24 protein-coding genes are annotated in these 24,447 nt (G+C 56.3%); 23 read left to right on the top strand and 1 reads right to left on the bottom strand.

Going from position 1 to position 24,447, the window contains the following annotated elements; translation table 11 throughout:
- The first annotated feature begins 83 nt into the window (after window positions 1-83).
- The 20 genes from IPM20_01855 (at window position 84) to IPM20_01950 (ending at window position 20,647) form a co-directional block, all read left to right on the top strand.
- Window positions 84-491: a PilL N-terminal domain-containing protein gene (locus IPM20_01855; protein ID MBK9130376.1), complete on the top strand. Its 408-nt coding sequence runs from the start codon at window positions 84-86 to the stop codon at window positions 489-491.
- Window positions 491-718, top strand: coding sequence for a hypothetical protein (locus IPM20_01860; GenBank protein MBK9130377.1), 228 nt, complete (start codon window positions 491-493; stop codon window positions 716-718). Before IPM20_01855 ends, IPM20_01860 begins: the two co-directional genes overlap by 1 nt.
- Window positions 708-1,526, top strand: a complete 819-nt coding sequence (locus tag IPM20_01865; protein MBK9130378.1) for a TIGR03759 family integrating conjugative element protein — start codon at window positions 708-710, stop codon at window positions 1,524-1,526. Before IPM20_01860 ends, IPM20_01865 begins: the two co-directional genes overlap by 11 nt.
- A 12-nt stretch (window positions 1,527-1,538) precedes the next feature.
- Window positions 1,539-2,102, top strand: coding sequence for a lytic transglycosylase domain-containing protein (locus IPM20_01870; protein MBK9130379.1), 564 nt, complete (start codon window positions 1,539-1,541; stop codon window positions 2,100-2,102).
- A 7-nt stretch (window positions 2,103-2,109) separates the two neighbouring features.
- A complete protein-coding gene (locus IPM20_01875) occupies window positions 2,110-2,670 on the top strand; it encodes an integrating conjugative element protein (GenBank protein ID MBK9130380.1) in 561 nt (186 codons plus the stop codon).
- A complete protein-coding gene (traD, locus tag IPM20_01880) occupies window positions 2,667-4,796 on the top strand; it encodes a type IV conjugative transfer system coupling protein TraD (GenBank protein ID MBK9130381.1) in 2,130 nt (709 codons plus the stop codon). The genes IPM20_01875 and traD overlap by 4 nt, the downstream gene beginning before the upstream one ends.
- 2 nt (window positions 4,797-4,798) lie before the next feature.
- A complete protein-coding gene (locus tag IPM20_01885; protein ID MBK9130382.1) occupies window positions 4,799-5,530 on the top strand; it encodes a TIGR03747 family integrating conjugative element membrane protein in 732 nt (243 codons plus the stop codon).
- Window positions 5,531-5,614: 84 nt separating this feature from the next.
- Window positions 5,615-6,016: a DUF2384 domain-containing protein gene (locus tag IPM20_01890; protein MBK9130383.1), complete on the top strand. Its 402-nt coding sequence runs from the start codon at window positions 5,615-5,617 to the stop codon at window positions 6,014-6,016.
- Window positions 6,013-6,705, top strand: coding sequence for an RES family NAD+ phosphorylase (locus IPM20_01895; protein ID MBK9130384.1), 693 nt, complete (start codon window positions 6,013-6,015; stop codon window positions 6,703-6,705). The genes IPM20_01890 and IPM20_01895 overlap by 4 nt, the downstream gene beginning before the upstream one ends.
- Before the next feature lie 5 nt (window positions 6,706-6,710).
- The gene (locus IPM20_01900; GenBank protein MBK9130385.1) at window positions 6,711-7,301 is read left to right on the top strand and encodes a 3'-5' exonuclease; all 591 of its coding nucleotides are present in this window, start codon (window positions 6,711-6,713) and stop codon (window positions 7,299-7,301) included.
- A gap of 166 nt (window positions 7,302-7,467) precedes the next feature.
- Complete coding sequence (locus IPM20_01905) at window positions 7,468-12,852, top strand: ATP-binding protein (GenBank protein MBK9130386.1); 5,385 nt, start codon at window positions 7,468-7,470, stop codon at window positions 12,850-12,852.
- A 307-nt stretch (window positions 12,853-13,159) separates the two neighbouring features.
- A complete protein-coding gene (locus IPM20_01910; protein ID MBK9130387.1) occupies window positions 13,160-13,462 on the top strand; it encodes an RAQPRD family integrative conjugative element protein in 303 nt (100 codons plus the stop codon).
- Between the two features lie 9 nt (window positions 13,463-13,471).
- Window positions 13,472-13,702, top strand: coding sequence for a TIGR03758 family integrating conjugative element protein (locus IPM20_01915; GenBank protein ID MBK9130388.1), 231 nt, complete (start codon window positions 13,472-13,474; stop codon window positions 13,700-13,702).
- Between the two features lie 100 nt (window positions 13,703-13,802).
- On the top strand, window positions 13,803-14,180 hold the full coding sequence (locus tag IPM20_01920; protein ID MBK9130389.1) for a TIGR03745 family integrating conjugative element membrane protein: 378 nt from the start codon (window positions 13,803-13,805) through the stop codon (window positions 14,178-14,180).
- Between the two features lie 38 nt (window positions 14,181-14,218).
- The gene (locus IPM20_01925; protein MBK9130390.1) at window positions 14,219-14,599 is read left to right on the top strand and encodes a TIGR03750 family conjugal transfer protein; all 381 of its coding nucleotides are present in this window, start codon (window positions 14,219-14,221) and stop codon (window positions 14,597-14,599) included.
- Complete coding sequence (locus IPM20_01930) at window positions 14,571-15,248, top strand: TIGR03746 family integrating conjugative element protein (GenBank protein ID MBK9130391.1); 678 nt, start codon at window positions 14,571-14,573, stop codon at window positions 15,246-15,248. Before IPM20_01925 ends, IPM20_01930 begins: the two co-directional genes overlap by 29 nt.
- Window positions 15,245-16,069, top strand: a complete 825-nt coding sequence (locus IPM20_01935; GenBank protein ID MBK9130392.1) for a TIGR03749 family integrating conjugative element protein — start codon at window positions 15,245-15,247, stop codon at window positions 16,067-16,069. The genes IPM20_01930 and IPM20_01935 overlap by 4 nt, the downstream gene beginning before the upstream one ends.
- Window positions 16,070-16,088: 19 nt before the next feature.
- Window positions 16,089-17,510: a TIGR03752 family integrating conjugative element protein gene (locus IPM20_01940; GenBank protein MBK9130393.1), complete on the top strand. Its 1,422-nt coding sequence runs from the start codon at window positions 16,089-16,091 to the stop codon at window positions 17,508-17,510.
- On the top strand, window positions 17,455-17,913 hold the full coding sequence (locus IPM20_01945) for a TIGR03751 family conjugal transfer lipoprotein (GenBank protein ID MBK9130394.1): 459 nt from the start codon (window positions 17,455-17,457) through the stop codon (window positions 17,911-17,913). Before IPM20_01940 ends, IPM20_01945 begins: the two co-directional genes overlap by 56 nt.
- Window positions 17,914-17,920: 7 nt before the next feature.
- Window positions 17,921-20,647 carry a conjugative transfer ATPase gene (locus IPM20_01950; protein ID MBK9130395.1) on the top strand — a complete coding sequence of 909 codons (2,727 nt, stop codon included), beginning with the start codon at window positions 17,921-17,923 and terminating at the stop codon, window positions 20,645-20,647.
- Between the two features lie 16 nt (window positions 20,648-20,663).
- Here IPM20_01950 and IPM20_01955 read toward each other — a convergent pair whose 3' ends face one another.
- Complete coding sequence (locus IPM20_01955) at window positions 20,664-21,455, bottom strand: NERD domain-containing protein (GenBank protein ID MBK9130396.1); 792 nt, start codon at window positions 21,453-21,455, stop codon at window positions 20,664-20,666.
- A 196-nt stretch (window positions 21,456-21,651) separates the two neighbouring features.
- Between IPM20_01955 and IPM20_01960 the strand changes: the two genes are divergently transcribed.
- Genes IPM20_01960 through IPM20_01970 form a run of 3 tightly spaced genes read left to right on the top strand, consistent with a single transcriptional unit; the run spans window position 21,652 to window position 24,412 of the window.
- Window positions 21,652-22,056: a TIGR03757 family integrating conjugative element protein gene (locus tag IPM20_01960; protein ID MBK9130397.1), complete on the top strand. Its 405-nt coding sequence runs from the start codon at window positions 21,652-21,654 to the stop codon at window positions 22,054-22,056.
- Window positions 22,029-23,075: a TIGR03756 family integrating conjugative element protein gene (locus IPM20_01965; GenBank protein MBK9130398.1), complete on the top strand. Its 1,047-nt coding sequence runs from the start codon at window positions 22,029-22,031 to the stop codon at window positions 23,073-23,075. Before IPM20_01960 ends, IPM20_01965 begins: the two co-directional genes overlap by 28 nt.
- On the top strand, window positions 23,072-24,412 hold the full coding sequence (locus IPM20_01970; GenBank protein ID MBK9130399.1) for an integrating conjugative element protein: 1,341 nt from the start codon (window positions 23,072-23,074) through the stop codon (window positions 24,410-24,412). The genes IPM20_01965 and IPM20_01970 overlap by 4 nt, the downstream gene beginning before the upstream one ends.
- The last annotated feature ends 35 nt before the right edge of the window (window positions 24,413-24,447 follow it).

A 24,447-nucleotide genomic window follows, 5' to 3' on the forward strand; every position in this document is an offset into this window, starting at 1 on the left:
CTTCGTCCAAACATCACCCAATGTCACACCTCTTGAGGATGCTGATGTGTTGTTCTGCGGCAGCCGTCGTGAGCCATTCAGCAGTGGCGGAGGAGCGTCCCGTCACAGCAATCAGCACACTGACTCAAATTAATCGCTATTCAGTGATAGCCGTTCGGCCGACCGCCGGGCAGCGCGATCTGTTGTCCGTGACAAGAGCGATCACCATTCCAAGCGACATTGAAAGTGTGGGGGAGGCCTTCCACTGGATGTTGCGAGATTCTGGCTATCGCCTGGCGGCCGATGGCGTGCTATCGGAGGAGGCGAGAGCCATGCTGGAGCTGCCGCTGCCGGCCGTGCATCGCCGCTTTGAGCCCATGCCGCTCGAAACCGTGATGGGACTCTTGAGTGGTCCTGCTTTTCACCTTATCCAGGATCCCGTTCACCGCCTCATTGCATTCGAGCGTTGCGCGGATATTCCAGACCCCAATGCGACGGGAGGTGTGCAGTAATGGAAGCCTTTGTCATTGCGATTGTTTTTGTCACCGCATGGGTTATGGGTGCTGAGTCGAGGCAAGTTGATCCGGAACCGCGTGTTGAAAGTGAGGTTGTTTCGACGAGCGGGAAGGTAGATGTTCGAGAACCCGCCGTGCCCATTTGTGACCCGGATTATCACCTGATTATTCAGCGCGATCTGACCGTGCGTGTCGATCAAAAGGTCAATGAAGATGACTATTGATTGTCGCGTGAGAAAACCTGGCGTCGGGTTTATCGGGTTCTGCCTTTGCCTCGCGTTGCCTGTTTACGCTGATAGCCTTCAGACAGCGGAATCGCAATCTTCGAACACACCGGCGATTGAGCAATCCGTGACAGAACGTATTGACTCGCTGGCGTTTCGTGCTAACCAGTGGGGGCTAGATGAATCGGAATGGCAGCGTTACCAATCCCTGATGCAAGGTGTCCGGGGCAGCGTGAGTCCTGCGACCTTGTCACCCCTCGAAGTGCTGGGCATTCACGCGCGTAGTGCTGATGAACGTCGGCGCTACGCAGAGCGATGGGCGGTTATGATGCGAGACGATGCTGAGCGCATTCTGGCGTTTCAGCGGGCCTACGACGACGCCCAGCGGCGCTTGTTTCCCAACGGCTTGTTGATCGACCCCGGTGTTGTAGCTTCCACTAAGCCGGATCAAGGTCTGGCTGGAAACTTCGCGTGGCAGTCGTCTGACCGGGTGTTGTTCTTTACCGATACCCAATGCCCGACCTGCGATGCGGTGCTGGAGCGATTGGTGAGCCAGATCAAACACTTCGCAGGCATCGATCTGTACCTGATCGATGTGTCCGCCGGTGACGAATTCCGTATACGCGACTGGGCGGCCTCGAAACAGATCGATCCTCAATGGGTCAGCGAGCACAAGATTACCCTGAACATTGATGCGGGTGCGCTCAACCAGGTTGCCGGCCACACGGGGCAACAGGGACAGGATTTACCGATACTGATACTACGCCGGGAAGGGCGATTGGATCCCTTGCCGGCATCACGATTTTAAGGAGTAGCGATCATGGCACGCCGGTTAATCACGGTCTGCTTTGTCGGCGTTCTGTGGTGGTCGACGCCCGCGCAGTCACAATCCGTGCCAGTGGGATATAAGAAAGTCGCGAGCGAATACGGCCTTCCTCCGGCCTTGCTCTATTCGGTCGCCCTGACCGAAAGTGGGCAAAGCTCGCTTAGCGAAGGACAGCTTCGACCCTGGCCGTGGGCACTCAATATCGACGGCGAAGGGCACTATTTTTCGTCACGTCAGCTGGCATGGCATGCCCTGCAGGCGGCGTTAACGGAAACGGAAGCCTCGTCGGTGGATGTCGGTCTGATGCAAATCAGTTGGCGCTACCATCGGGCAGACCTGGGCTCATCCTGGCAGGCGCTGGATCCCTACCACAACTTGCGAGTGGCCGCCGCGATCCTGCGCGACTGCTTTGTCGAACACACCAACTGGATTCAAAGCGCCGGCTGCTATCACGCACCGAATGATCCTGCCCGAGCTGACCGCTATGGTCAGCGGGTCAAGGCGCACTGGATGCGGTTGACCGATACACCAACGGAGGTGCACCTTGAGTATCCGTAAACAACGAATGTTGTCTGTCCTCGTGCCCGCATTGTTACTCGCGATAGGCGGGGGTTCTTCCGCATTGGCGGATCTGACAGTGATTTATGACAGCGGCCAAACCCAACCTTTGTCGCCGTTACTTGGTCCGTTCCAGGCGGATGAAACGCCGTCGACCGATCCTGCCAAAGCAAGCGAACCGAATCCATCGTCCAAATCTATGCTCGGCCCAGCAGTATTGAGTAACTTGTTGCCGTTGCACTCACCCGGATTGGAGGTCGGCGATAGTGGTGACACTCCACTGAATCCCGAGGTGCTGACGCGGCTCGCGCAGGGTAATCCGCGCCCGTTTTTTTTAATCGGATCGGACGCGGTGTCATTGCAGTGGCTGGCCTATCACCGGGACACACTCCGGCGCCTGGGTGCGGCGGGCATGTTGGTGCAGGCCGATACCGAGGCCGACGTTAGACGGGTTGCCGAGGTGGCGCAGGGCTTATCCATCACCCTGGGTTCAGGGAGTGATCTGGCCGCGGCGCTGGCTATTCATCATTACCCGGTATTGATTAGCCGTGATGGCATCCGACAATGAGCACGCATCCAATGGAAGCGCTGCTGCGGCCTCCCGTGGAATTGTGGTCCACCTGTACGGCGTTAGCGGCTGGCACGATGGCCTGGCTCGCCCCTTGGGCCTTGATGATGCCATCGGGTATTGCAACTGCTACAAGCCTGACCTTTTTCGGTTTTGGCATGTGGCGTGGGCGCCAGGCATGGCGTGTGCTGCGTTACCAGCACAACATGAAGCGACTGCCGAAATATCAAGTGCGGGCCAACCAGATCCCCGTCAGTCATCATAAGCTGTTTTTGGGCAAAGGCTTTCGCTGGACCCAGCAACACACCCAACGTCTTCGCGATACCCTGAAGCCCGAGGTTCAACGTTACGTTCAGCCAGGCACGTACTACCAGTGGGCACGGCAAAAGGAGGTAGCCTGGGAATCGATTCCAATCCTGTCTTTACTGGCCAAAGCCCTGCGCAGTCGATCCCGTTGGAACCCGCTGGCACCATTACCTGCCGTCGGCGGCAAGCCCGCACTGCACGCGGTTGATCCTCATGAACAGCCCGTGTGGATGGATCTGGGCGAACGGGTTGGACACACGCTGGTGTTGGGTACCACGCGCGTCGGTAAGACACGCCTGGCGGAACTGCTGATTACCCAGGACATCCGTCGGGGTGATGTCGTCATTGTCTTCGATCCGAAAGGGGATGCCGATCTGTTGCGTCGCATCTACGCCGAGGCAAAGCGGGCCGGTCGTCTGGACGATTTTTATCTGTTTCATCTCGGTTTCCCCGAATTGTCGGCACGCTACAACGCCATCGGTAATTTCTCCCGCATCACCGAGGTTGCGACCCGTATCGCCAATCAGTTGCCCAATGAGGGCAACTCCGCTGCCTTCAAAGAGTTCGCCTGGCGTTTCGTCAACATCATTGCGCGATCGCTGGTGGCCCTGAAGCGCCGACCGGACTACCAACAGATCCGCCGTTACATCAACGACATTGAACCCTTGTTTGTGGAATATGCCGGCCATTGTGCCGACATTGCTGGCATCGATGCCTGGGCGTCCCTGGTTGAAGAACGCGCAGCGGATATCAAAGAGCGCAACCTGTCCAATGCACTGCGTGGCCGGTCGATGGAAGCCATAGCGTGTATGCGGTTGCTGCAGGAGAGAGCCATTTATGACCCCGTCCTGGATGGACTTATTTCCGCATTCAAATACGACAAAACCTATTTCGACAAGATTGTGAGTTCCGTTGGCCCACTGATGGAAAAACTGACCACCGGCACCATCGCCGCTCTGATATCGCCTGATTACCAGGATGAACACGATGCCAGGCCGATCTTTGAATGGATGGATGTGGTGCGCCGCAAGGGCATCGTTTATGTGGGACTGGATGCTCTCACCGATACGACGGTGGCCAGCGCGGTCGGGAATTCCATGTTTGCAGATTTGGTGTCTGTGGCGGGGCATATCTACAAGCACGGCGTCGCGACTAATGGCGCTGATGCGTCAGAATCAGAACGCCAGCGGCATTCCATCCCCACAATCTCCCTGCATGCGGATGAGTTCAACGAGTTGATCGGTGATGAGTTCGTGCCGCTGTTGAACAAGGCGGGAGGGGCAGGCTTTCAGGTCACGGCCTACACCCAGACCTGGTCGGACGTGGAAGCGCGTATCGGCAGTCGGGCCAAAGCGGGTCAGGTGGCCGGCAACTTCAACACAATGCTGATGCTACGAGTAAAGGAGCTGGATACCGCTGCGATGCTGACCGAGCAGTTGCCGCGGGTTGAAGTCTTCACCCTGATGAGTGTCTCCGGCGTCGATGATTCATCGGATCCCGGTTCCGGGGTCGACTTCAAATCCCGCAACGAAGACCGGATCAGTGTTTCGGAAGTGCCGATGCTGACCGCTGCCGATATGGTCACGCTGCCCAAAGGGCAGGCCTTCGCGCTGTTGGAAGGTGGCCAGCTCTGGAAAATCCGTATCCCGTTGCCGGATAACCGTGAGGATACGGCCATGCCAGGCGATTTTGAGGAGATGGCCGATGCCATGCGTCGCAGCTACATCACCAACGATCACTGGTATCGAGTCACTGACCACTGGTGGCACGCCGTCTCCGAGGCGACGGTCGAATCTGTAGATCCCGATGTGCAAACCTAAGCATGGCGGAACCGACTGATCCCCGCCGGCCCGTCACACGCCCCGGCACATTCTCCCGCTTTTTGACAGGGCTAGCCCAGTGCCTTAAATGGCTGTTTCTCTCCCTGATATTTTCCGTTCTGATTGAATTGATCGGTATGGTGTTCTGGTGGGAGGAGCAGGGGCTGGATCACAGCCGACAGATGCTGGTGAACGAGTTGCAGTTCCTCGGCGCAGACTTTCACCGCAGCTGGTTAACGGCTCATCCCATGCAATTCGCCAGTGATTTGTCGGACCGGTTTTACCATATCGCCTTTGAGTGGACCGGTATTGTCGATCTTATCCAGTGGATTACGCCGGCCCCGGGCCTTGAAGAGTCCGGCGTGCGCCCGGTGCTGCACCGGTTTTACCGGCCGGTTGCTGACTATGTCCTGGCCGGTATGCAAATCACGCAGGTTTTTGCGGTACGTCTCGCCATCCTGACGCTGGCGACGCCGGTATTTGGACTGTTCACCCTGGTGGCACTGGTTGATGGTCTGGTGCGGCGGGACCTGCGGCGTTGGGGCGGCGGCAGGGAAAGCTCTTTCGTCTATCACTACGCCAAGAAAGCCGCCATACCGCTGATCATCATGGCCTGGGTGCTGTACCTGGCGCTACCGTTCAGTTTGCACCCGTCCTGGATCATCTTGCCGTTCGCTCTGGCCTTTGCCTTTGCTGTGACCATCACGGCCAGTACCTTCAAAAAGTATCTCTGATACAGTTGACTGTATCATTACAGTTTGCTAGGCTGTATTTAGGCACTGTAAAAATACAGTTTAAGTGCTGTTAAGGAGGTAAACATGATCGCTCAAGCCGAACAACTGCTGCAACGTGGTTCCAGTGTCACCAGTTCACTGCTGCCGGCGATTTTCGCTATTTTCAGCCAGTGGCGCCTGACCGGCGCCCAGCAGATGACCCTGTTGGGGCTCAGCAACGAGAAGACGCTCTATAACTGGAAGAGCCAGCCGGAAAAGGCCAAGTTAACCAGGGACCTGCTGGAACGGGCCAGCTATATCCTGGGGATCTACAAATCCCTGCAAATCCTGTTGCCCGATCAGGCGCTTGCCGATCAGTGGCTGGCTACCCCCAACGACAACCCGTTGTTCAACGGCACGGCCCCGCTGGACCGGTTGCTGGCCGGACAGGTGGTCGATCTGGCCGTGGTCAGGAATTTCCTTGATGCGGAGCGGGGTGGCTGGTGATCGATATCGATACGCTACCGGGTAGCGAGACAAATGAACCGGTTTATCGGGTCATTCTGTCACGCTATCCGCAGATCCACCTGTTCGAGCGGGTCTCCAATCCACAGGATTGGGACGTGCTCTATGCCGTGGAGTCTCTGACCAACCCCAGGTTACGTGATGAGGTGGGTGATATTCGTCTGGTGCCACCGGAAGATCGGGTGTATGGCGATGGCGCGTCCTGGATAATGGCTGCCTTCACTCACCCGCCGGTGGATGGACGAGGTGGCCGCTTCAATCGGGATTTCGGTATCTATTATTGCGCCGCGGATGAGACGGTCGCCATCGCCGAATCATCCTTCCATCGGGCACGATTCTTACGTGAATCAAGAATCGACAAGACCACCCAGGAGATGCGCGTTATCCGCGCGCAGCTGGGGCCGACAACCCTTCACGATGTACGGCACCTGGTCGGAAACGCTATCTACGATCCCGACGATTACGGCGAAGCACAGACACTTGGCTATACGCTTCGGGCTGCCAATAGCTTCGGCATTCACTACCAAAGCGTGAGAGCGAAAGGGGAGTGCTACGGGGTGATGCGGCCCAAGGCGCTCACCGATGCCATCCACTGGCGCTATCTGCGTTACCACTATGAACAGGGGTCAGTTGTGAATGTTGAATCCCTAGACGGCAGTGGCAGGAGGTGATGGCAATGTATAAAGAGCTGCTGTGGATCTTCACCCAACTACCGGACGATTACATCGTCCTAGATACCGAAACCACCGGCCTACCTGACGAAAACGGACTGCCGGACATCGTGACTCTTGGCATCACCGTGGTGAGCAATCGAGAGATTGCGGAATCCGTCGAGTTCAAGACAAGACCACAAAAACGCATTTCAGAAGAAGCGCAGTCGATACACGGCATTACCAACAAACAGGCTGCCGGATTTGAATCCTTCGATTCACAGTGGCAGCAGATTGCTGAATACCTGAAGGATCAGCTCATAGTCATTCACAATGCCAGTTTTGACTGGCCGATCCTGTTGGATCACGTGGCCAGGTATGGTTTAACAATGCCACCATTACAAGGTGTATTTTGCAGCCAGAAAGCAGCTATTCCTTGGGCACAGGCGACCGATTTGCCGTGCAGTTACAGAGGTCCATCGTTAGACACATTAACAAAAGCACTTGGAGTCGAAGATCTCAGGGTCAAAGAAGATGGGTTACATGGGGCGAAGATTGATAGCCGGCAGTTGGCTCAGATTGTAGAGGTGATGAGTCAAATTGAAAATATGGAATAGGTCTTAGCCGTGAATCACAGGGGTTAGAAATGTGCATGTAGGTCCGGCTAGAAATGCGGTCTCTCGATTTTCCAACTTAGGATGACCACGATGAAGAGAACACAGGAATCAACCCAATCATGGTAAGCAGCGGAAGCGGACAACTAGCGAAGGTTTCAAGATAAAGATGCCACAATCACCTGAACTCGCCGGCGGCGAAGGTTTCACCTTTGAGGGCGATGCGGCTGCATTCTATCTCACCGCGCTGCTAACCGAGGCTTATGCACCCGGCATCGATGATCGAACCGTTGTTCGAGTTTCGGTCCAGCAACGCGATTTCGGTGAACCACTGGATGATGTGATCGTCGATTTTGAAGATTCCTCAAAGAACCCCGCCCGACTTAGCCTCCAGGTAAAGCGCTCGCTCACGATCAGCAGTGCAAAAACGAACAAAGACTTTCGCGAAATCATCCGCGACAGTTGGGCAACTCTCAACAAGTCAGACTTCCGCTTAAACGTCGACCGCTACGGGGCCGCAGTTGGTACGGTCACCCCTGCCAAAGAACGAGCATTAAAGACCGTTTGCGATTGGGCCCGCGAAAGCCTGACGGCTGGCCATTTCCACGCTCGCTTTGCGACGGGCGGCTGCGCCAGCGCTGACATCACAATGGTTAAGGACGACGTCGTTACTCTACTGGAAGCATCGAAGGGGGCACCATGCACGAGTGAAGAAGAGTATCAGTTCCTTGCTCACCTCGTGCTCATACAATTCGACTTCCTCCGCGAAGGCGCCACTGATCCCTCTGATGCCATTAATCGTATTCAGGGTTGCCTCGCGCCCGAAGACGCAGCCAAGGCGCCGCTTGTCTGGTCTAGAACAGTTCAGCTGGCCCGTTCATCAGCTGGCAAATCAGGTCGGTTTGATCGCATACGTCTTGTTCGCTTGATCTCACCTGTCGCACGACTCCGCGGCGCGACCTCACTACGCTACGACCTCGATAAGTTAACGGAGCTAGCGAATAGCTACGCGAACCTCATTCCGGACGATATTGGGGGAACAAGACTCGACCGTATCTCGCTCCTTGAGAGCATGGACGCAAAACTCACCACCGCCCGTGCCGTCCAGGTCCGCGGACTTCCGGGAAGTGGCAAATCGGTCCTGGTGAGGCGAGCGGTGCAGCGTGCGCTAGAACACGGGCCGATTCTCTTCCTCAAAGCCGAACAGCTCGAAGGGACCAGCTGGATCAGCTATGCGACCTCGCAGGGTTTATCGGGTGCTCACCTAGAGCAACTTCTCGTAGAGATCGGGGCTGCCGGTACTCCCGTACTCTTTATCGATGCGATCGACCGCATCGACAAAGAACACCAGCCCATTATCGTCGATGTGATCCATGCCATTTTGGAATCACCACTACTTGATAACTGGCGCGTCGTCGTTTCCCTTCGCGATACCGGCATTGAGATGCTTCGCAATTGGTTGGGCGAATTCCTCGATGCCCTGAAGGTAGAAACGCTAAGCGTTGGTCAGTTGAGTGACGATGAGGCCGAGTCGCTTGTAAAAGCCAAGCCACACCTGAGATCGCTTCTGTTCGGATCCGCTCAAGTGCAAGAAATAGTCCGACGGCCTTTTTTCGCGAAAGTGCTGAACCAGAGCTACATGGCCGACCCCAGCGCTTCGACATTCGTCCCCCAATCTGAAGTCGATTTGATTGAGAATTGGTGGCGGCGGGGCGGCTACAATGAAACGGGTCAAAACGCACTTGAACGCCAGCGCGGACTACTCGACTTGGCAAGTGTTCGTGCCCGCCAGCTTAGCCAACCGATTGCCCTTGGCCAGTTAACTTCAGTCGCACACATCGATGACCTAAGATCAGACGGCATACTCCAAAATGCCCGTGAAGGGGTTTCCGTCAGCTTCGCCCACGATATCTTTTTCGAATGGGCCTTCTTTCATGTCCTAGCCGATCGCGGACTACACTGGATGGAGATTATCAAGGCCTGCGGCGAGCCACCGGCAGTCGCGCGCGTCGTCGAACTCACCTCTCAATGGGAGTATACGCAGGGAACAAACTGGCCGGCGTACCTTGCCCAAACGGAGAATTCGGAACTTAGATCGCAATGGCTGCGAGCGTGGCTGGTTGGTCCCCTCGGAACTGCGAGATTCGAAGTTGATGAAGACCAATTCGCGACGGCTGTCTTTGCCAACGACTTCAGACTTTTCAGGAAGACGCTTGTCTGGTTTCAGGCTGAGAAGACCACCCCGAATGAGAATATCCTTACCGGCGGTCTCCCACGGGAACAACGCCAACGGTTCGCTGATCTTCTCGGATGGCCGTCCGACTTCTCCGCGTGGCGTCGCCTCATCAATTTTATACTGCGGCGCATTGCAGACATTCCGCAGCGGCTTTATCCAGAGATCGTCTCCATTTTCGAGGTCTGGCAGAATGCCTTGGCCGACCTTCGCAATCCGACGTCTCATGCACTTCTGCAACAATGCGCTGTCTGGCTCGCCGCCATAGACGCGATCAGTGCCGCCGATAGACCTGATGAGAACTCTGCTTATTGGGCGGAGGTTCCCGAATTGGGTGCTCTCAGAAAATCGTTGGGCCAGCTCCTCTTAAGATCATCGAGAGCCGAGCCGTCTCTTGCAGCCGACTATTTGCGACGGGTCACCAGCTCGGAGCGCATCCGAGACGATGCATTCCATGACATCATCGCCTACTCACCCATCCTTGCCCCATCGCTGCCCCAGTCAGTGGTCGAGCTTTCACTAGCGTTCCTGCTAGGGGAGCTTCCGGATGAGCAAGTTGCCCGAGAAAAACAGGAACTTCATGACACGTCTGAGTGGCGCAAAGCAGTTTTAGCAAAGCCGGAAGCCGAACGGACGCGTAAAGAAAAAATGGCGCTTTCGGGCGGACTATATCTGCGAACCGTCGGCGATTTCAGCTACCACGACTGGGAAAGGCTTTCGATCCACGACGACCACCGAAGCTTCTGGCCCCCTTCGCCACTTCGAGAGCCATTTCATTCGCTTTTCCAATCATCTCCCGACCATGCACTGCGGCTCCTTCGAGAACTCTGCAATCATTCGATGACCGCATGGCGACAGCTGCATCATCACTCGCGCGACCGTGGAGGTACCCCTATACCGCTCGAACTCACCTTTCCCTGGGGTACCCAAATTTTCTGGGGTACCGATCGAGAGTATCTTTGGTTTCGGTCGACGTGGGCACCTAAATCTATCGGCAGCGCATTCATGGCGCTCGAGGAGTGGTGCCTCACCCAGCTTGAGCACAGCCGGACTGTTGACGAGCTGATCAAGCAAATCGTAGAGGGGAACGAGTGCATCGCCATCCTAGGCATGGCATCAATGCTCGCGCTGCACACCGAGCGGGTGTCTGAAACAACATTGCCTCTGTTCACCTCGCAGCGCCTGTTGGCCGCGGACCATAATCGAATGGTGCAAGACCTTTCGTCAGCGTCGAACCTGATCGGTTTCACGAGTAGTGCTGACAAACCCCACATTGAAGCAATCCAGACGGCAAATGCTAGGACTGCCCGTAAGACACAGCTTAGTTGGATGGTACCCAGGTTTGTCTTTGCGACGGAGCCCCTCCGCGATCGAGCACGCGAAGCGATCCTCAATTTCAAGAACGATCTCCCCTTCCAGTACGAAGAACACCGCGACATTCTGGAGGCGCGGGAACACCTCACAAAGCAGGCACTCGAATATGCCGAGTTGGCAGAGCCGAAAAACTATCAGGCCTACCGCACCGAAGAGGGTTCGGACCAAGTAGCGATTGTCCACGTCAGCCCATCTGCCGCTCAGCCTGAAAATATCGCCAGGGCCGAAGAGGCTACTAAGTACCTGGGGCTTACCGGCCTTTGGACGTGGGCATCCAAATCATTCGACGAGAAGACACTGAACGACACCTATACGATCGAGGATGCCATCGTATTGTCCAAGGAAGCGGACACTAGCGACTTATTCGAAAACCCGAACAGCGAGTATGAAGAGGAACAGATCGGAATGCGGCGGGGTGCAGTCGCCGCCACAGCGGCCATAGCGCTTAACTTCCGAGAAGGGTGTATACACGAAGACCTTGAGTGGGCTCGTGATGTCCTAGAACGCGCGATCCGTCTGCCAGAAAAGTTCGATCTGATGTGGTCCCCCGGATCTGTCGTCCCGTGGCACCAGGGAATCTATGCGGCCCGAGGCCTCGCAGCGGATCTCCGGGAAGATACAGCGGCTCGCAGTACGGCTAATGACCTCCTCACGCTGATCGCGCATCCACTTGAAATTGTTGCGTTGACCGCTTTCGAAGAGGCCTGCAAGCTCTGGCCTAAGGACTCCAAGTTGACTTGGGCCGCGCTGATCTTGGCGTTTTCACTCTGCCGCGTTCCCTCGCGGCCGCGTGATCAGCCCCGTCAGCACAGTGAAGCACTCCATACATCAACTGAAGCACAAGCCGCTGTCAACGCGGCGCTTGCGTTCTATGAACATGGAAGCGAATGGGCGCCTCTCCCGTTACCGCCTCCAGCCTGGATGAAGGTCGAACCCGGGAAGGGCCGGCGTGGGCATCAAAGATACGAAGACTACGACGTGGATGATGCAACCGACGCTGCTGAGGTATGGGGTGAACCGGATATCTTCTGGCACTCAAAGCAGGCTGCAGAAGTCCTTCAGCGCATCCCTTTCGACGAGGTTCTTAACAGCAGCGCAAAGAGCGTGCTTCTCGACTTCCTTGCCAGTGTTCTCGACTGGACCAATCAGAAGAATGCGCCACCGTGGGTAAAGCCCGGACGCCGTGATCGGTCAGCGACACAAATCTTTGAGTGGACGCATACGCTCGGATCAAGGCTGGGGCACGTGGCTGGCCTTATCCCGCTTGCCGACTTTCAGTCCCGCTTCCTTGACCCGATTTTAGACCTCGAAGGCGACAATTGCTGGGCTCTCCTCTCGCCATTCACGAGCACCTATGTCTGCGCTTACGTGTACGATGCTCCGGTCGTTCCAGTCGACACAGTTGCGATACTCGATCTCTGTCTCGGACGGCTCCTCCAGGACCCTACCTTCAAGCGCGACACCTACCGGAGCGGAGAATTTTCAGGCTTCGATCAACCCGAGCTTATTCGCACGTTGATGTTCGTCTCAGTCGAACGCGCGGATTTGGCCGCTCGCTACGTGAATGGCGACTGGTCCGAAATCAACCGCATACTGCCCTTGATTGATCGTTTCATTCGCGCTGGCGGATGGGCTGCTTCAGTGGTGGACCCGTTCTTGACGCTATGTGAACGAGCTAGAGCCAGCTACCCGGCCGAAGCTTTCGCAGAACAAGTGCTCGCAATTATCGGCGACGGTCCCGACAGCCTTAAAGGCTGGCATGGAACATTCATCCCAGCACGTATTGCAGAGCTGGTGCAACACTTTGCTCATCGCGACGCGCCGATGACGCTGACGGTGGCACAGAAGTTCCTGCGAATCCTCGACATGCTAGTCGACATGGGAGATCGGCGGAGTGCGGCGCTTCAGCTTGGCGAGGCGTTCCGTGAGATTCGTGTGCCCGCTTAGCGCGATGAGCATGCTTAGTTGGCTTTGTCTGATTGGACCTGGTTCTGACAAACGTGGCTGTGAGAGTGATCAGTATGTTGAGCGGCAAACTGTAACGGATCGACGATGTTGATAGCGTTCGGAATAACGTTCGTCGGTTTCTAATCCCGCCTTTTCGTATGTGAATATCGAATGTCCACTTTTGAACGTGTGACAGACTTTGTGTGACGACTAGAAAACCACCCCACCCACCGAATAGATTTTCCATCGTCCACCGCCACTAATTCTCGCACTATGCCCCGTAACAACTTACGGGAGCAGCAGTGCCATGAAACGCCAATTCTGGCCATCTACCTTTCTGATTCTAGGCTTGTGCGTCGCGCCGGCGGCGTTCGCTGATGCAGACGCCGAGCGTGAGGCGCTGGCGAAAATCATCCATGAGCTCAATGCCCTCGAGACGCTAATCAATCGCGCTGAGGTCAATGCTGATCGGGATTCCCGTATCCGATTTCGTTATGACTGGCTGCGTCAGGATCTGAAGCAGATCAAGGACGGCATCCAGTCACACATCGATTCTCCCCGCGCGCAGCCTCGCTCATTTCCGCCGTTGCGCGGCGATTACCGTCGATAGGTCTGGAGCGTGACCGCCGCGCAACAAACTGCATTCCAGGCCGGTTCCGGTATTACGCCAGCCACCATGCTGACGGCTATCGCGTCGATGATTCTGGTGTTGGCGTTTGTCTGGGTTATCTGGGTGGCGTTAGGAGTTTTTCGGGCCTGGCAGGAAGGGCAGGCCACGGTCTTCGATCTGACCTGGAGCACTCTGCGAGCAAGCATTGTTTTGATGGTTTTGGGTTTCTATTTGCGGTGAGTCAATCGAGAAAGTCCGGTAAGGGCAAACGGCGATGCATCGCAGTGGGATGCGGGGATAGGCCCCCTTTTTATCAGCGTTACAGAAGAGGACATTTGTTATGGGTACATCAAATACAAAAAACGGCACCAACAAAAAATCGGCTGCCAATCGCAAATCGCTATTGGCGGCGGCCGCGGTGCTTTTCCCACTGCCGCTCTGGGCGGCGTTGCCGACGCCGGTCGCGCCGAGCACCGCTCCGCCGGCCGGTGACTGGATAGGCCTGATTCAGGGCTATATCAAAGATGGCGGTTTGGTACTCGGACTGGCCATTGCGGTTCTGGGATTTCTCTGGATCGCGTACCTGGGCTTCGCGAAATTCAATGAAGCTCGCCAAGGCAAGGCGGAGTGGGCTGAAGTCGGTGTCCTGGGGATCGTCGGCGCGATTGTGCTGATCTTCGCCAGCTATCTGCTCACAGAAGCGGCTGGCGTTATTTAACTTCCGGCGTCAACAGCAGCTTGCAGTAGGAGACGCGAATGTCCAACGACCATGAAACACTGGCGGATCGGCTCAATGCCGAGCCCGCCATCTTTAAAGGCTGCTCATCCTCTGAGCTCGGCATGATTGTGGGGTTGGCCATCGTGGTATGGCTGCCCCTCAGTCTCTTGCTGGCCTGGTTGCTGGGCGCAATCACTATGGGCTTTGGTATCGCCGGTGTCGGTGTGGTGGCCACAGTCGTGGTTATGGCGACGTTGTTTCAGCGTATCAAACGTGGGCGGCCTGAAGGCTATTACCAACAATGGCTACGTATTCGTCTGCAAACGATAGGGCTGTATCGCACGCCCTGGGTTTTACGTAGCGGGTCCTGGGACATTGGGAGAACGCACTATGCGCCGCTACCGACTCGAAATCGATAATGTGCGGTCACATTTGCGCTCCCTGTGGGTCGTGATCGGCTTGCAAGGACTGATCATTCTCGCCCTCTGGATCGGCTGGAGCCAGGCACCCAAGCAGCTGCGAGTTTATGTACCACCTGATTTGCGCTCGGGCGCTGTGTTGGCCGCAGAGGAAGTGCCTCCAGCGAACGTCTATGCCTTCGCGTTCTACATTTTTCAGCAGCTCAATCGCTGGCCCGAGAACGGTGCTACAGATTACGGCAATGCGATTTTTCGGATCTCACCTTATCTGACGCCTCGCTACCGCAATGATCTGATTGAGGATATGGAGTTGAAGGCCAGACGCGGTGAGCTGGCTTATCGGGTACGCGGTGTTCATGAAGTCCCGGGGCATGGCTACGAAGAACGCCGCGTTGATGTCTTGTCCTCCGACGCCTGGATCGTGTGGCTAGATCTGGATTTGCTGGAGTCCGTGAAAGGCATGACTGTTAAGCAGACGACCATTCGATACCCGGTTCGCGTAGTGCGCCAAGCTATCGATCCAGAAACCAATCCCTGGGGTCTGGCGCTTGATGGGTACGCAAGTGACGGCCCGCGTCGATTAACCGATGCCGAACTGTCCGAACCCAGTGCAACCGGCAGCAACACCGGTAAGGAGCCCTCCAAATGAATGTCACTGATTACTACGTTCCAGCGAAATGGATTGCCCTGCTCTGGTCATGTTTTCTCGGGTTATGTTTTCCCTTGGTCTCCTTTGCGCAAGTCGATGACGCAACATCGAACCGTCCTGAACGAATTGTCTGGAACAAAGCGCCTATTGCTATCCCGCTGGTCGTCAGTGAAGAGCGCCTTGTGCATTTTCCGGATTCGGTGAGCATCGGTTTGCCGCAGTCACTGACACCGTTTCTTCGCAGCCAAAGCATCAATGGCACCTTATACCTGTTGGCCAGACAACCCTTTGAGACCACCCGTGTCATGGTGCGCTCGGAAACCGATGGCCCGATCTACGTCCTCGATATTTCAGCGTCACCAGGCGGATCAGACAGTCGCTCATTGCCTGATGTGCAGATACTGCTGGAGTCACAGCAAGAGGCCGGTGCCGCTGAGTCGACGTCTGACAATCGATCACGGTCTTTGGGTTATGCCTCGTTAACCCGTTATGCCGCTCAACAACTCTACGCGCCAACGCGACTGATCCCGCATCAGTCGGGTGTGGTTGCCATGCCGGTAAATGCCGAACCGGTCGATCTGTTGCATGGCGCAAAGGTTGAAGCCGTGCCGGTCGCCGCGTGGAAGGTGGGGCTGAAGTACGTTACTGCCGTAAAACTCACCAATCTTACTCAAAGACCGCTTGTGCTGGATCCGCGCGAACTGCGCGGGTCATGGCTGGCTGCGACGTTTCAGCACAATCGCCTGTTACCCGCCGGCAATGCGGCCGATACCACGGCCGTCTATCTGGTATCAGATCGGCCCTTCGATGTGGCGCTTTGAGAGAGGATAAGAATCAACCATGTCGATGGTCACCAGTAATCGTTTGTTACCTATTCTTGCCGGCTCTGTTGTGCTGATGGCAGTGCTAGTTGCGGTGAAGTCCTGCTCCCCGAATGAGGAGCAACCTCAGCTTTTGGAAGCCGTGCCACAAGCGCCGAAACCGGATGCCGATACACCCGCAGACACCATCAAGACACTGACGGCGAATGTCAGCGCCATGACCTCGGAACTCAATGCCCTGCGTCGGGATAACACCGCGCTCAAACAGGAGAATCGCGATCTAATCAAAGACAGAAAGCAGATCGAAAACAACGTGCTGTCGAGAGTGCAGACAGCATTGGAGACAAAGCGCATGGATGCAGCCCCCACCGAAACCACGTCAGCCATCGCTGCGCTGACGGCGAGGGTGGATTCGCTGACTAATCGGTTTGGGACTTCATCTACGCGGCCGTCGTCTACGGGCTCCGATATTCCGATCGGACTCGGTCTGGATGGCATTGGAACATCGGCCGCGGAATCGGAATCGCTGGTGTGGGTCAATCCCCTGGAGTTCACGCCATCGCCTGACGGTGATAAGGAGACGTTGCTCAACCGCTTCAGTCGCACCGGCCGCAATGCGTTAGATGGCACTCGTCCGGAAGTGCAATCGCTTGTGGCGAAAGGATCCGATGCCCTCAATACCGCACTGCCGGTCTACACCGTGCCGCGCAATGCCACGCTGATTGGATCCACTGGCATGACCGCATTGGTGGGCAGGGTGCCTATCCAGGGGCAGGTCCGCGACCCCATGCCGTTCAAGGTGATTACCGGCAAGGAAAACCTGGCCGCCAATGGACTGCGCATTCCAGGCATCGAAGGCATGATCTGGAGTGGCACGGCCATCGGTGACTGGACGCTTTCCTGTGTGACCGGGAAATTGGAATCGGTGACCTTTGTCTTTGAAGACGGCACCATCCAGACTCTATCCAGTGACGATAACCAGTTGGGTGGTTCCAGTGGAAACAGTGATAGACCACTGGGCTGGATTTCCGACGCGCGGGGTATCCCCTGTATCACGGGTGAACGCAAGACCAACGCACCCGCATTCCTGACACAGCGTATTGGCGTGATGGCGCTTGAAGCTGCCGGCGAGGCAGCGGCCCAGGCCGAAACCACAACGCTGATCAATGACTCTGGCTCGGCCACAAGCGTGGTCTCCGGTGAAACGGGCAAATACGTATTAGGCAAAACCATCAGCGGCGGCAGTGACGAGGTTGCCCAATGGCTGCGCGAGCGTCAGGCACAAAGCTTTGATGCGGTATTTGTGCCCGCCGGTGTCGAGCTGGCGATCCATGTCGACCATGAACTTCCCATCGATTTCCATTCCAATGGCAGGAAACTCCATCATGAAACGAATCTTTTCGAACAAGCGACGATTACCACTGGCTCTGGTCTCGATTAGTGTGTTGATGGTCGGCTGCGCCAGCACCAAGGAGTCGGTGTTACCACAGGACGGTCCCACCATGAAGTCCATCTACGATCAGCACATGGTTGATGTTCAGAAACCTGACTATCGACGGGCCATGGGTGGTCAGCCGTTACCTCAAACAGGCATCGATCATTATCGGGGTTTCGTGCGAGAAGCCGCCAATGAGATCGACACGATATTTCCTCGCCTGCCGAATCCCACCCTGGTGATGTACATCTTTCCTCACCTGTCAGGCAGTGAGCGCACTCCGGTACCGGGCTATGTCACCACCTTTCCCTTTTACGAGAAGGTGGAGTACGCCTTACCTGGGGAAGTGCCGGGGGAAGTGTCCGGTGAGGTGCCGGCCGCGGTCGTACCTTCGCCCGACGAGCAGTAGGACACTCATGACGAATTCAAAATTCCCGGATAATTCGGACGCTTCGCCCTTAACGTCCGATTCGGTAAAACAGCACTATCAGCGCCCGCCGTCGTTTACCGACCTGTTGCCCTGGATGGAATACCTCCCCGAGAGCAAAACCTTTCTGTTGGAGGACGGCGTCAGTCTGGGAGCCTTGTTCGAGGTACTGCCGGTCGGTTGCGAAGCGCGCACGCCGGCGTTTATGACACAGTTGCGCGATGCTATTCAAATCGCTATCAACGAGGCCATTCCCGAGCGCGATGATGCGCCCTGGGTGTTACAGATCTATGTGCAAGATGAGCCCAAGCTAACCCAATTGAATGCGTTGCTGGCCAGTTATCCGTCGCCGACGGTTCGTGCATCGGATTATTCCCAGCATTACCAGTCGGTGATGTCGAAGCACTTGCAGGCGATTTCTCGACCGGGTGGGTTGTTTGACGATACCACCGTCACCGGTTCGCGTTGGCAGGGGCAGCAACGTCGGATCCGTGTAGTGCTCTACCGTCGTCTGATAAGTAATGGCAAATCCCCAGCCGCTATAGAGGTGGAGGAGGCGATCAACGATGTGGCGACCAAATGGATCGCCTCATTGGCCTCTGCCGGGATAAAGGTCCAGCGTGCCAATGGTCAGGCGTTTTATCAGTGGTTGCTGAGCTGGTTCAATCCCAATCCACCGTTAGCAGACGGTAATCCGGAAGCACTTCTGCAGTTGGCGCCATACCCGGGCGATGAAAACTTACCGTTCGGCCATGACTTTGCTGAACAACTGACCCTCTCGATGCCACGCTCCGACGAGGCAACAGCGAGTTGGGTTTTCGATAATATGCCGCACACTGTAGTGACCATCCAAAGCTTACGGCGGGCACCGGACATTGGGCACTTCACGGCGGAGCGCCAGGCCGGGGATCAGGTGTTTTCGCTATTTGATCGTCTGCCCGAGCACACTATCATGGCGATCACACTCACTCTCAAGCCGCAGGACACCACCCGCAATCACATCGCCCAGATCAAACGCGCATCGGTGGGTGATTCCGCTGAAGCGTCGATTACCCGGGAAGATGCGGAACAGGTGGAGCGGGAGATGGCCCAGGGCAACAAGCTGTATCCCGTGAGCATGGCCTTCTATGTGCGGGGCGATAATCAAAAGGCGCTGCGTAACAATTTGAATCGACTCCATGCGCTGCTCTTACCCAATGGCCTGCAGCCCATTGCCCAGGAAGCGGACTTGCTGTCGCTCGACAGCTATATCCGCAACTTGCCCATGGCCTATGACGCAGACCTGGACAAATCCCGTCGTCGCTCGCGGCTGATCTTCTCTCGCCACATTGCCAATTTACTGCCGTTCTACGGTCGTTCCCGTGGGACCGGTCATCCGGGCCTGGTGTTCTACAACCGAGGTGCCGAACCTTTGGTCTTCGACCCGCTGCATCGGGATGACCGTAAGAAAAATGCCCACATGCTGATCCTGGGGCCGACGGGTGCGGGGAAGTCGGCGCTACTGGTGTATCTGCTGCAGCAGATGATGGCACGGCACCGGCCACGTATTTTTATCATCGAGGCCGGTGCTTCGTTTTCGCTGTTGGGACAGCATTTTGCGCACCACGGTCTTTCAGTAAACCAGATAACCCTGAACCCCAATGTCGATGTCAGTCTGCCGCCCTTTGCCGATGCGCTTCGACTGCTAGATCGGCGCCATGCGTTTAATCCGCTTAGTGTCGATGAATCCACAATGGAGGAGACGTTAGACGAAGATGATGAGATCGAGGAGGAAGGGGTCGGTCGCGATATTCTCGGTGAGATGGAGATTGCTGCACGTATCATGATTACCGGTGGCGATGAACGCGAAGACGCGCGATTGACCCGGGCCGATCGACTGCTGATCCGCAATGCCATATTCCTTGCCGCAAAAACCGTGAAAGAGACCAGCCGAACCCAGGTAATTACCCAGGATGTGGTCAACGCCTTTCAGACCATCGCCACCAACAGGGAATTGCCCGGACACCGGCGTAATCGTGCGCTGGAAATGGGCGATGGTATGGCGCTGTTCTGCTCGGGCCTGGCGGGCCACTTCTTCAACCGACCGGGACAGTCCTGGCCGGAGGCCGATGTCACTATCCTCGAAATGGGCATGCTGGCCAGAGAGGGCTACGAGGATCAGCTCACCGTCGCCTACCTGTCGATGATGAGTCACATCAACGACCTGGTGGAACGTCACCAACACGACGATCGGCCCACACTGGTGGTCACTGACGAAGGGCATATCATTACCACCAATCCCTTGCTGGCCCGTTACGTGGTCAAGATTACCAAAATGTGGCGCAAGCTCGGCGCCTGGTTCTGGATTGCCACCCAGAATCTGGAGGACTTTCCCGATGCCAGCCGCAAGATGCTCAACATGATGGAGTGGTGGCTGTGCCTGGTAATGCCGAAAGAGGAAGTGGAGCAGATTGCCCGCTTTAAGGACCTCAATGATGAGCAACGCAACTTGCTGCTGTCCGCCCGCAAAGAGCCCGGTAAATACGTTGAGGGTGTTGTGCTGGCCGACAAAGTCGAAGCCCTGTTTCGCAATGTACCACCAGCTTTGTCACTCGCGCTGGCGATGACCGAAAAGCACGAGAAAGCAGAGCGCGCTGCCATTATGCGAGAGAAAAACTGCTCGGAGCTGGAGGCCGTTTACGAAATCGCCCGGCGCATCGAACAGGCTCGTGCGTAGCGCGCCTGCTGCCTGCTCAGGGTTGCTTCACGACCCCGCGACAGGCCGGAAAGGTTGCGCATCCCCAAAACGCACTTCCGGCGCTTTTGCCCTTTCTGGCAGTTCTTAGCACCATAGTGCCGCCGCACTTCGGGCACGGCGGTGTCGTTGGCGGTGCAGTTGGTGGTGAAGGGGTATTCTTCTGGCGCAGATGGCGAACGTGTTGCCGGTTGGTAGTCAGCCCTCGCTGCAATCTCAGTTGCTCGATTTGTGCAGTCACGGCCTCCACATCGGCCTGGCTGAGCACCACTTCACGCCTGGACTTGATATGACGAATGTAACCCCCGGCATAGGTCACGTTGTCGGGCATGTCGGTCTTGAACGTGGAATCTCCGACAAACACCACCAGCGAGTGAATTGCTGAAGCCGGAATATCCAGCAGGGCTTCAACGGTTTTGACGTGCTTGTAGTTCTGGTGCAGTGGGTTCTGAAACTTGTTGGTGTGCTTGTAGATTTTCTGGGTCCAGGTTCTCTGGTTGGCTGAGCCAAAGATCCAGCCTTTCATGTTTTTGGTTTCAATCACGAACACGCCATAGCGCGACACAATGATGTGGTCGATCTGTGTGGTGCCATCGTCGGTTGGTAATGTCACATTCCTGATCAGGTGGTATTCGTCCTTCGGAAGAAACAGCCGTGCGGCCGTATTCACCAGAAACTCACCAGCAATTCCTTTGAACCAGGGCGATTTGAAAATACCAGCAAGTATCGCCAGTGGTATGAGGTACCACAGCGCGTTAAAGACTTGTTGGATGATGGGGCTGAAGTCCATTTGCGGATGCATTCGACGTAGTCAATTTGCCCCATTATAGAAATCTCCGCATCGCTCGACCAGAAACATCGACCAACCCTGTCTGAATAAACCGTTTTGCCAGAATCCAGAATCGAGCAGGATCATTATCTCATCAACATTATTTGGTTCTGGATGGTCGTCAGTGAATGCCGCAAAGGTCTATTTCATTATCTCGATGGTTCTAACGGGCACGCTAAGTGCGCCGGCCATAGCCGGCGAGGCAGCACCTGCGATTGAGGTATTTACCGATTCGACGTTTCAGGTTGTCAGTGTTTCCGACAATACAACCGTCTATGTTATGGACCGCATTAACCAGCTGCAGCAAGCACTCTCCGAGGACTTGCCGAGTGACCCGGAAAATGCCAAACAGTTGGTCCTGGCGAGATTTCAACGAATGGATGCCCAGCTCAGTAGTGAACTCGAGAACGCTGCCAAGGGACTGGCGCAGGCGATGCAGTACGGCATCAATCGATACCCGGCCATCGTCTTCGATGGTGACGCGGTGGTTTACGGCGTGACCGATGTCACAGCCGCAACCCAGATCTATCAGCGATGGCAGACAAGGGGAGCGCGGCAGTGAAAAAATGTTTGCGTTACGGTGCATTGATCCTGCTGCTGTGGATGCCGCTGATTGGCAACACGGGCACAATCACCACGCCGCAAATCATCGCGCAAACTACGAGCGCGGCACTGAGCTGTATGCGCTGGATGCCGGTGGGTATCTGCTTCTGGCTGCGTTGTTCTTTGTCCGGTTGCAGTGTCGAAACCTCTCTCAAAGTCGGCCACTACCAGCCGGACGCTGTGGTAAGCAGCTATAACGAACTCGGTGGTAATCCCTGGGTCGAGATTCGCAGTACTCTGGGTGTAGCGCAACAATCAGCGGCTAACGGGCTGTTGGGAAGCTTGTTACCCGTACCCATTGACAGTGCCGGCAACAGAACGGAAGGCGGGCAGGGCAACAAGGATCACCGCAATCTGGTTTTCCGGGAAACGGATGTGATCGGCCACCCGGTCAGCTCCCTGTCGAGCATCGTTGCCAGTACGGGTTATCTTTGCAATTCACAAACCACGTCATTCTTCCCGTATTTTCTCTCTGGCCTTGATGCGCTCTCCTGGCGGATGGAAATCCCGGAGATGTTCTATCCCGCGAGCCTGATACCCGGTTTGCGTGAGATCGGCACCTGGCCACTGCAGACCTGGGGCGGCGTCTATCCCCGCACCGGCTGGACCACCCAGTCCGAAGAGCCGAAGGCGGCGGCCATCAATGCGCAACGGGCGGGTGACATCGCGACCCGCACCGGCCAACCCCATATCTACGTGGCGATAACCGGTGGCTCCAGTTCCGGCCAAAGAGTCTGGCCGCCAGGCCCTCTGGTCGAAGACGATCCCGCTACGGGTGAGTGGCAGATGCTGCTTCCCAAGTCGGAAGCGACCTGCAAGGTGTTCGGTACCAACGATCTGGCCAGTCTCAGTGGCTGGGGTGGTGGTCGTGTCGACGCCCAAGGCGATTACGCCTGGAACCTGTGGCGCCCCTACAGCTGCTGTCAGGATCGCGGCATCTTTCTGTTCAACGTTGACTGGATCAATTACCCACCATGATCAAACGATACGTATTTCATGTGCTGATGCTGTCATCGGTCTTATTCGTCATTCACAGTGGAAACGCTGCTCAAGGACCCACCGAAGATGGCTTGTGGTACTACGAAATCGGTGGAGCGGAACCCGTCTCTGTGCCCGCCAATCCGTCGGTAGTCTCCGTCACCCTGGGTGGATCCGCCCAATTGGGGCTTGGATACAGTTGCGGCAAGTTCGATCCGGTGGCGGCGGTTACCAATACCTTGAACGACATCGGTGCCGGTGTCGACAACATGATGAACGCGATGACGGCAGCCGCCACCAGCGCCATAGCAGCCTTGCCGGCTCTGATACTGCAACGGGCCAATCCCGGCCTGTACGACCTCTTTCAAAATGCCCTGATCAAAGCTGAAGAAACCATGCAACTGGCCACCAAATCCTGCGAACAGATGGAGACGGAAATCGCCCAGGGCAAGAACCCGTACGCGGATTTGATTACCTTGTCCAAGGGCAATGACTGGAAGGTGCAGATGGGTGTCGGTGGCAACGATGCCGTCACCGCTAAAACCACCGTGGAGTCGTCCAATGGCGATAACGGTGTGCCCTGGATCGGCGGGCAGGCCGGTGGCAGCGGGCAGCCGGTGCTGGAGTTCACTGGCGATATCGTCGAAGCCGGTTACAACATCAATATGAATCGTGCCGTCACTGATGCAAGCCCGGTACCGGCAGCGTCGTCGACACGTTTATCCGAGATCTGGCCATCCCCGGCCGATGCGCGTGACTGGACGGTGGATGTGGTGGGCGAGAACATCGTCACCACCTGCGATACCTGCCGTAAGGACAGCATTCCCGGTACCGGGCTGTTACCCAAGCTCTACCAGGAGTCCGCTACCGTCACCACCGACATCCAGAATCTGGTTAGCGGTGCGACACCACTTACCCTGACTAACCTCGACCAGATCACCGCGCCCGGCGTGGCCATCACCCGACAAGTGATCGAAGCGATCCGCGAGATGCCGGGCTCGGAACAGAGCCTGATCATGGGCCGCCTGGTGTCTGAAATCAGTACCGCGCGCACGGTAGAGAAGGCGCTATTTGCCCGAAGACTACTACTTTCAGGACGACAAGTACCCGAGGTATATGCCACCGAAGTCGCTCGCGAGCACGCCGACACCTCCATAGCCGAGCTCGACAAAGAAATCGAAAACCTGCTGTTTGAAACGCGTGTGCGCAAGGAGGTGGTTTCTGACACGGTTACCACATTACTCGAACGGGCAGCTGCCAGACGACAGAGTTCCCTTACCGTGCCGGAAGTGCCGACCCTCGATCCCAACCCTTTGCGAGGTGGGCGTGTTCAATAACCTCCGGGCTAAGCGAAAAGGCTTTCTGCTATTGA

Source organism: Gammaproteobacteria bacterium (assembly GCA_016716465.1).
In the GTDB taxonomy this organism is placed as follows: domain Bacteria; phylum Pseudomonadota; class Gammaproteobacteria; order SZUA-140; family SZUA-140; genus JADJWH01.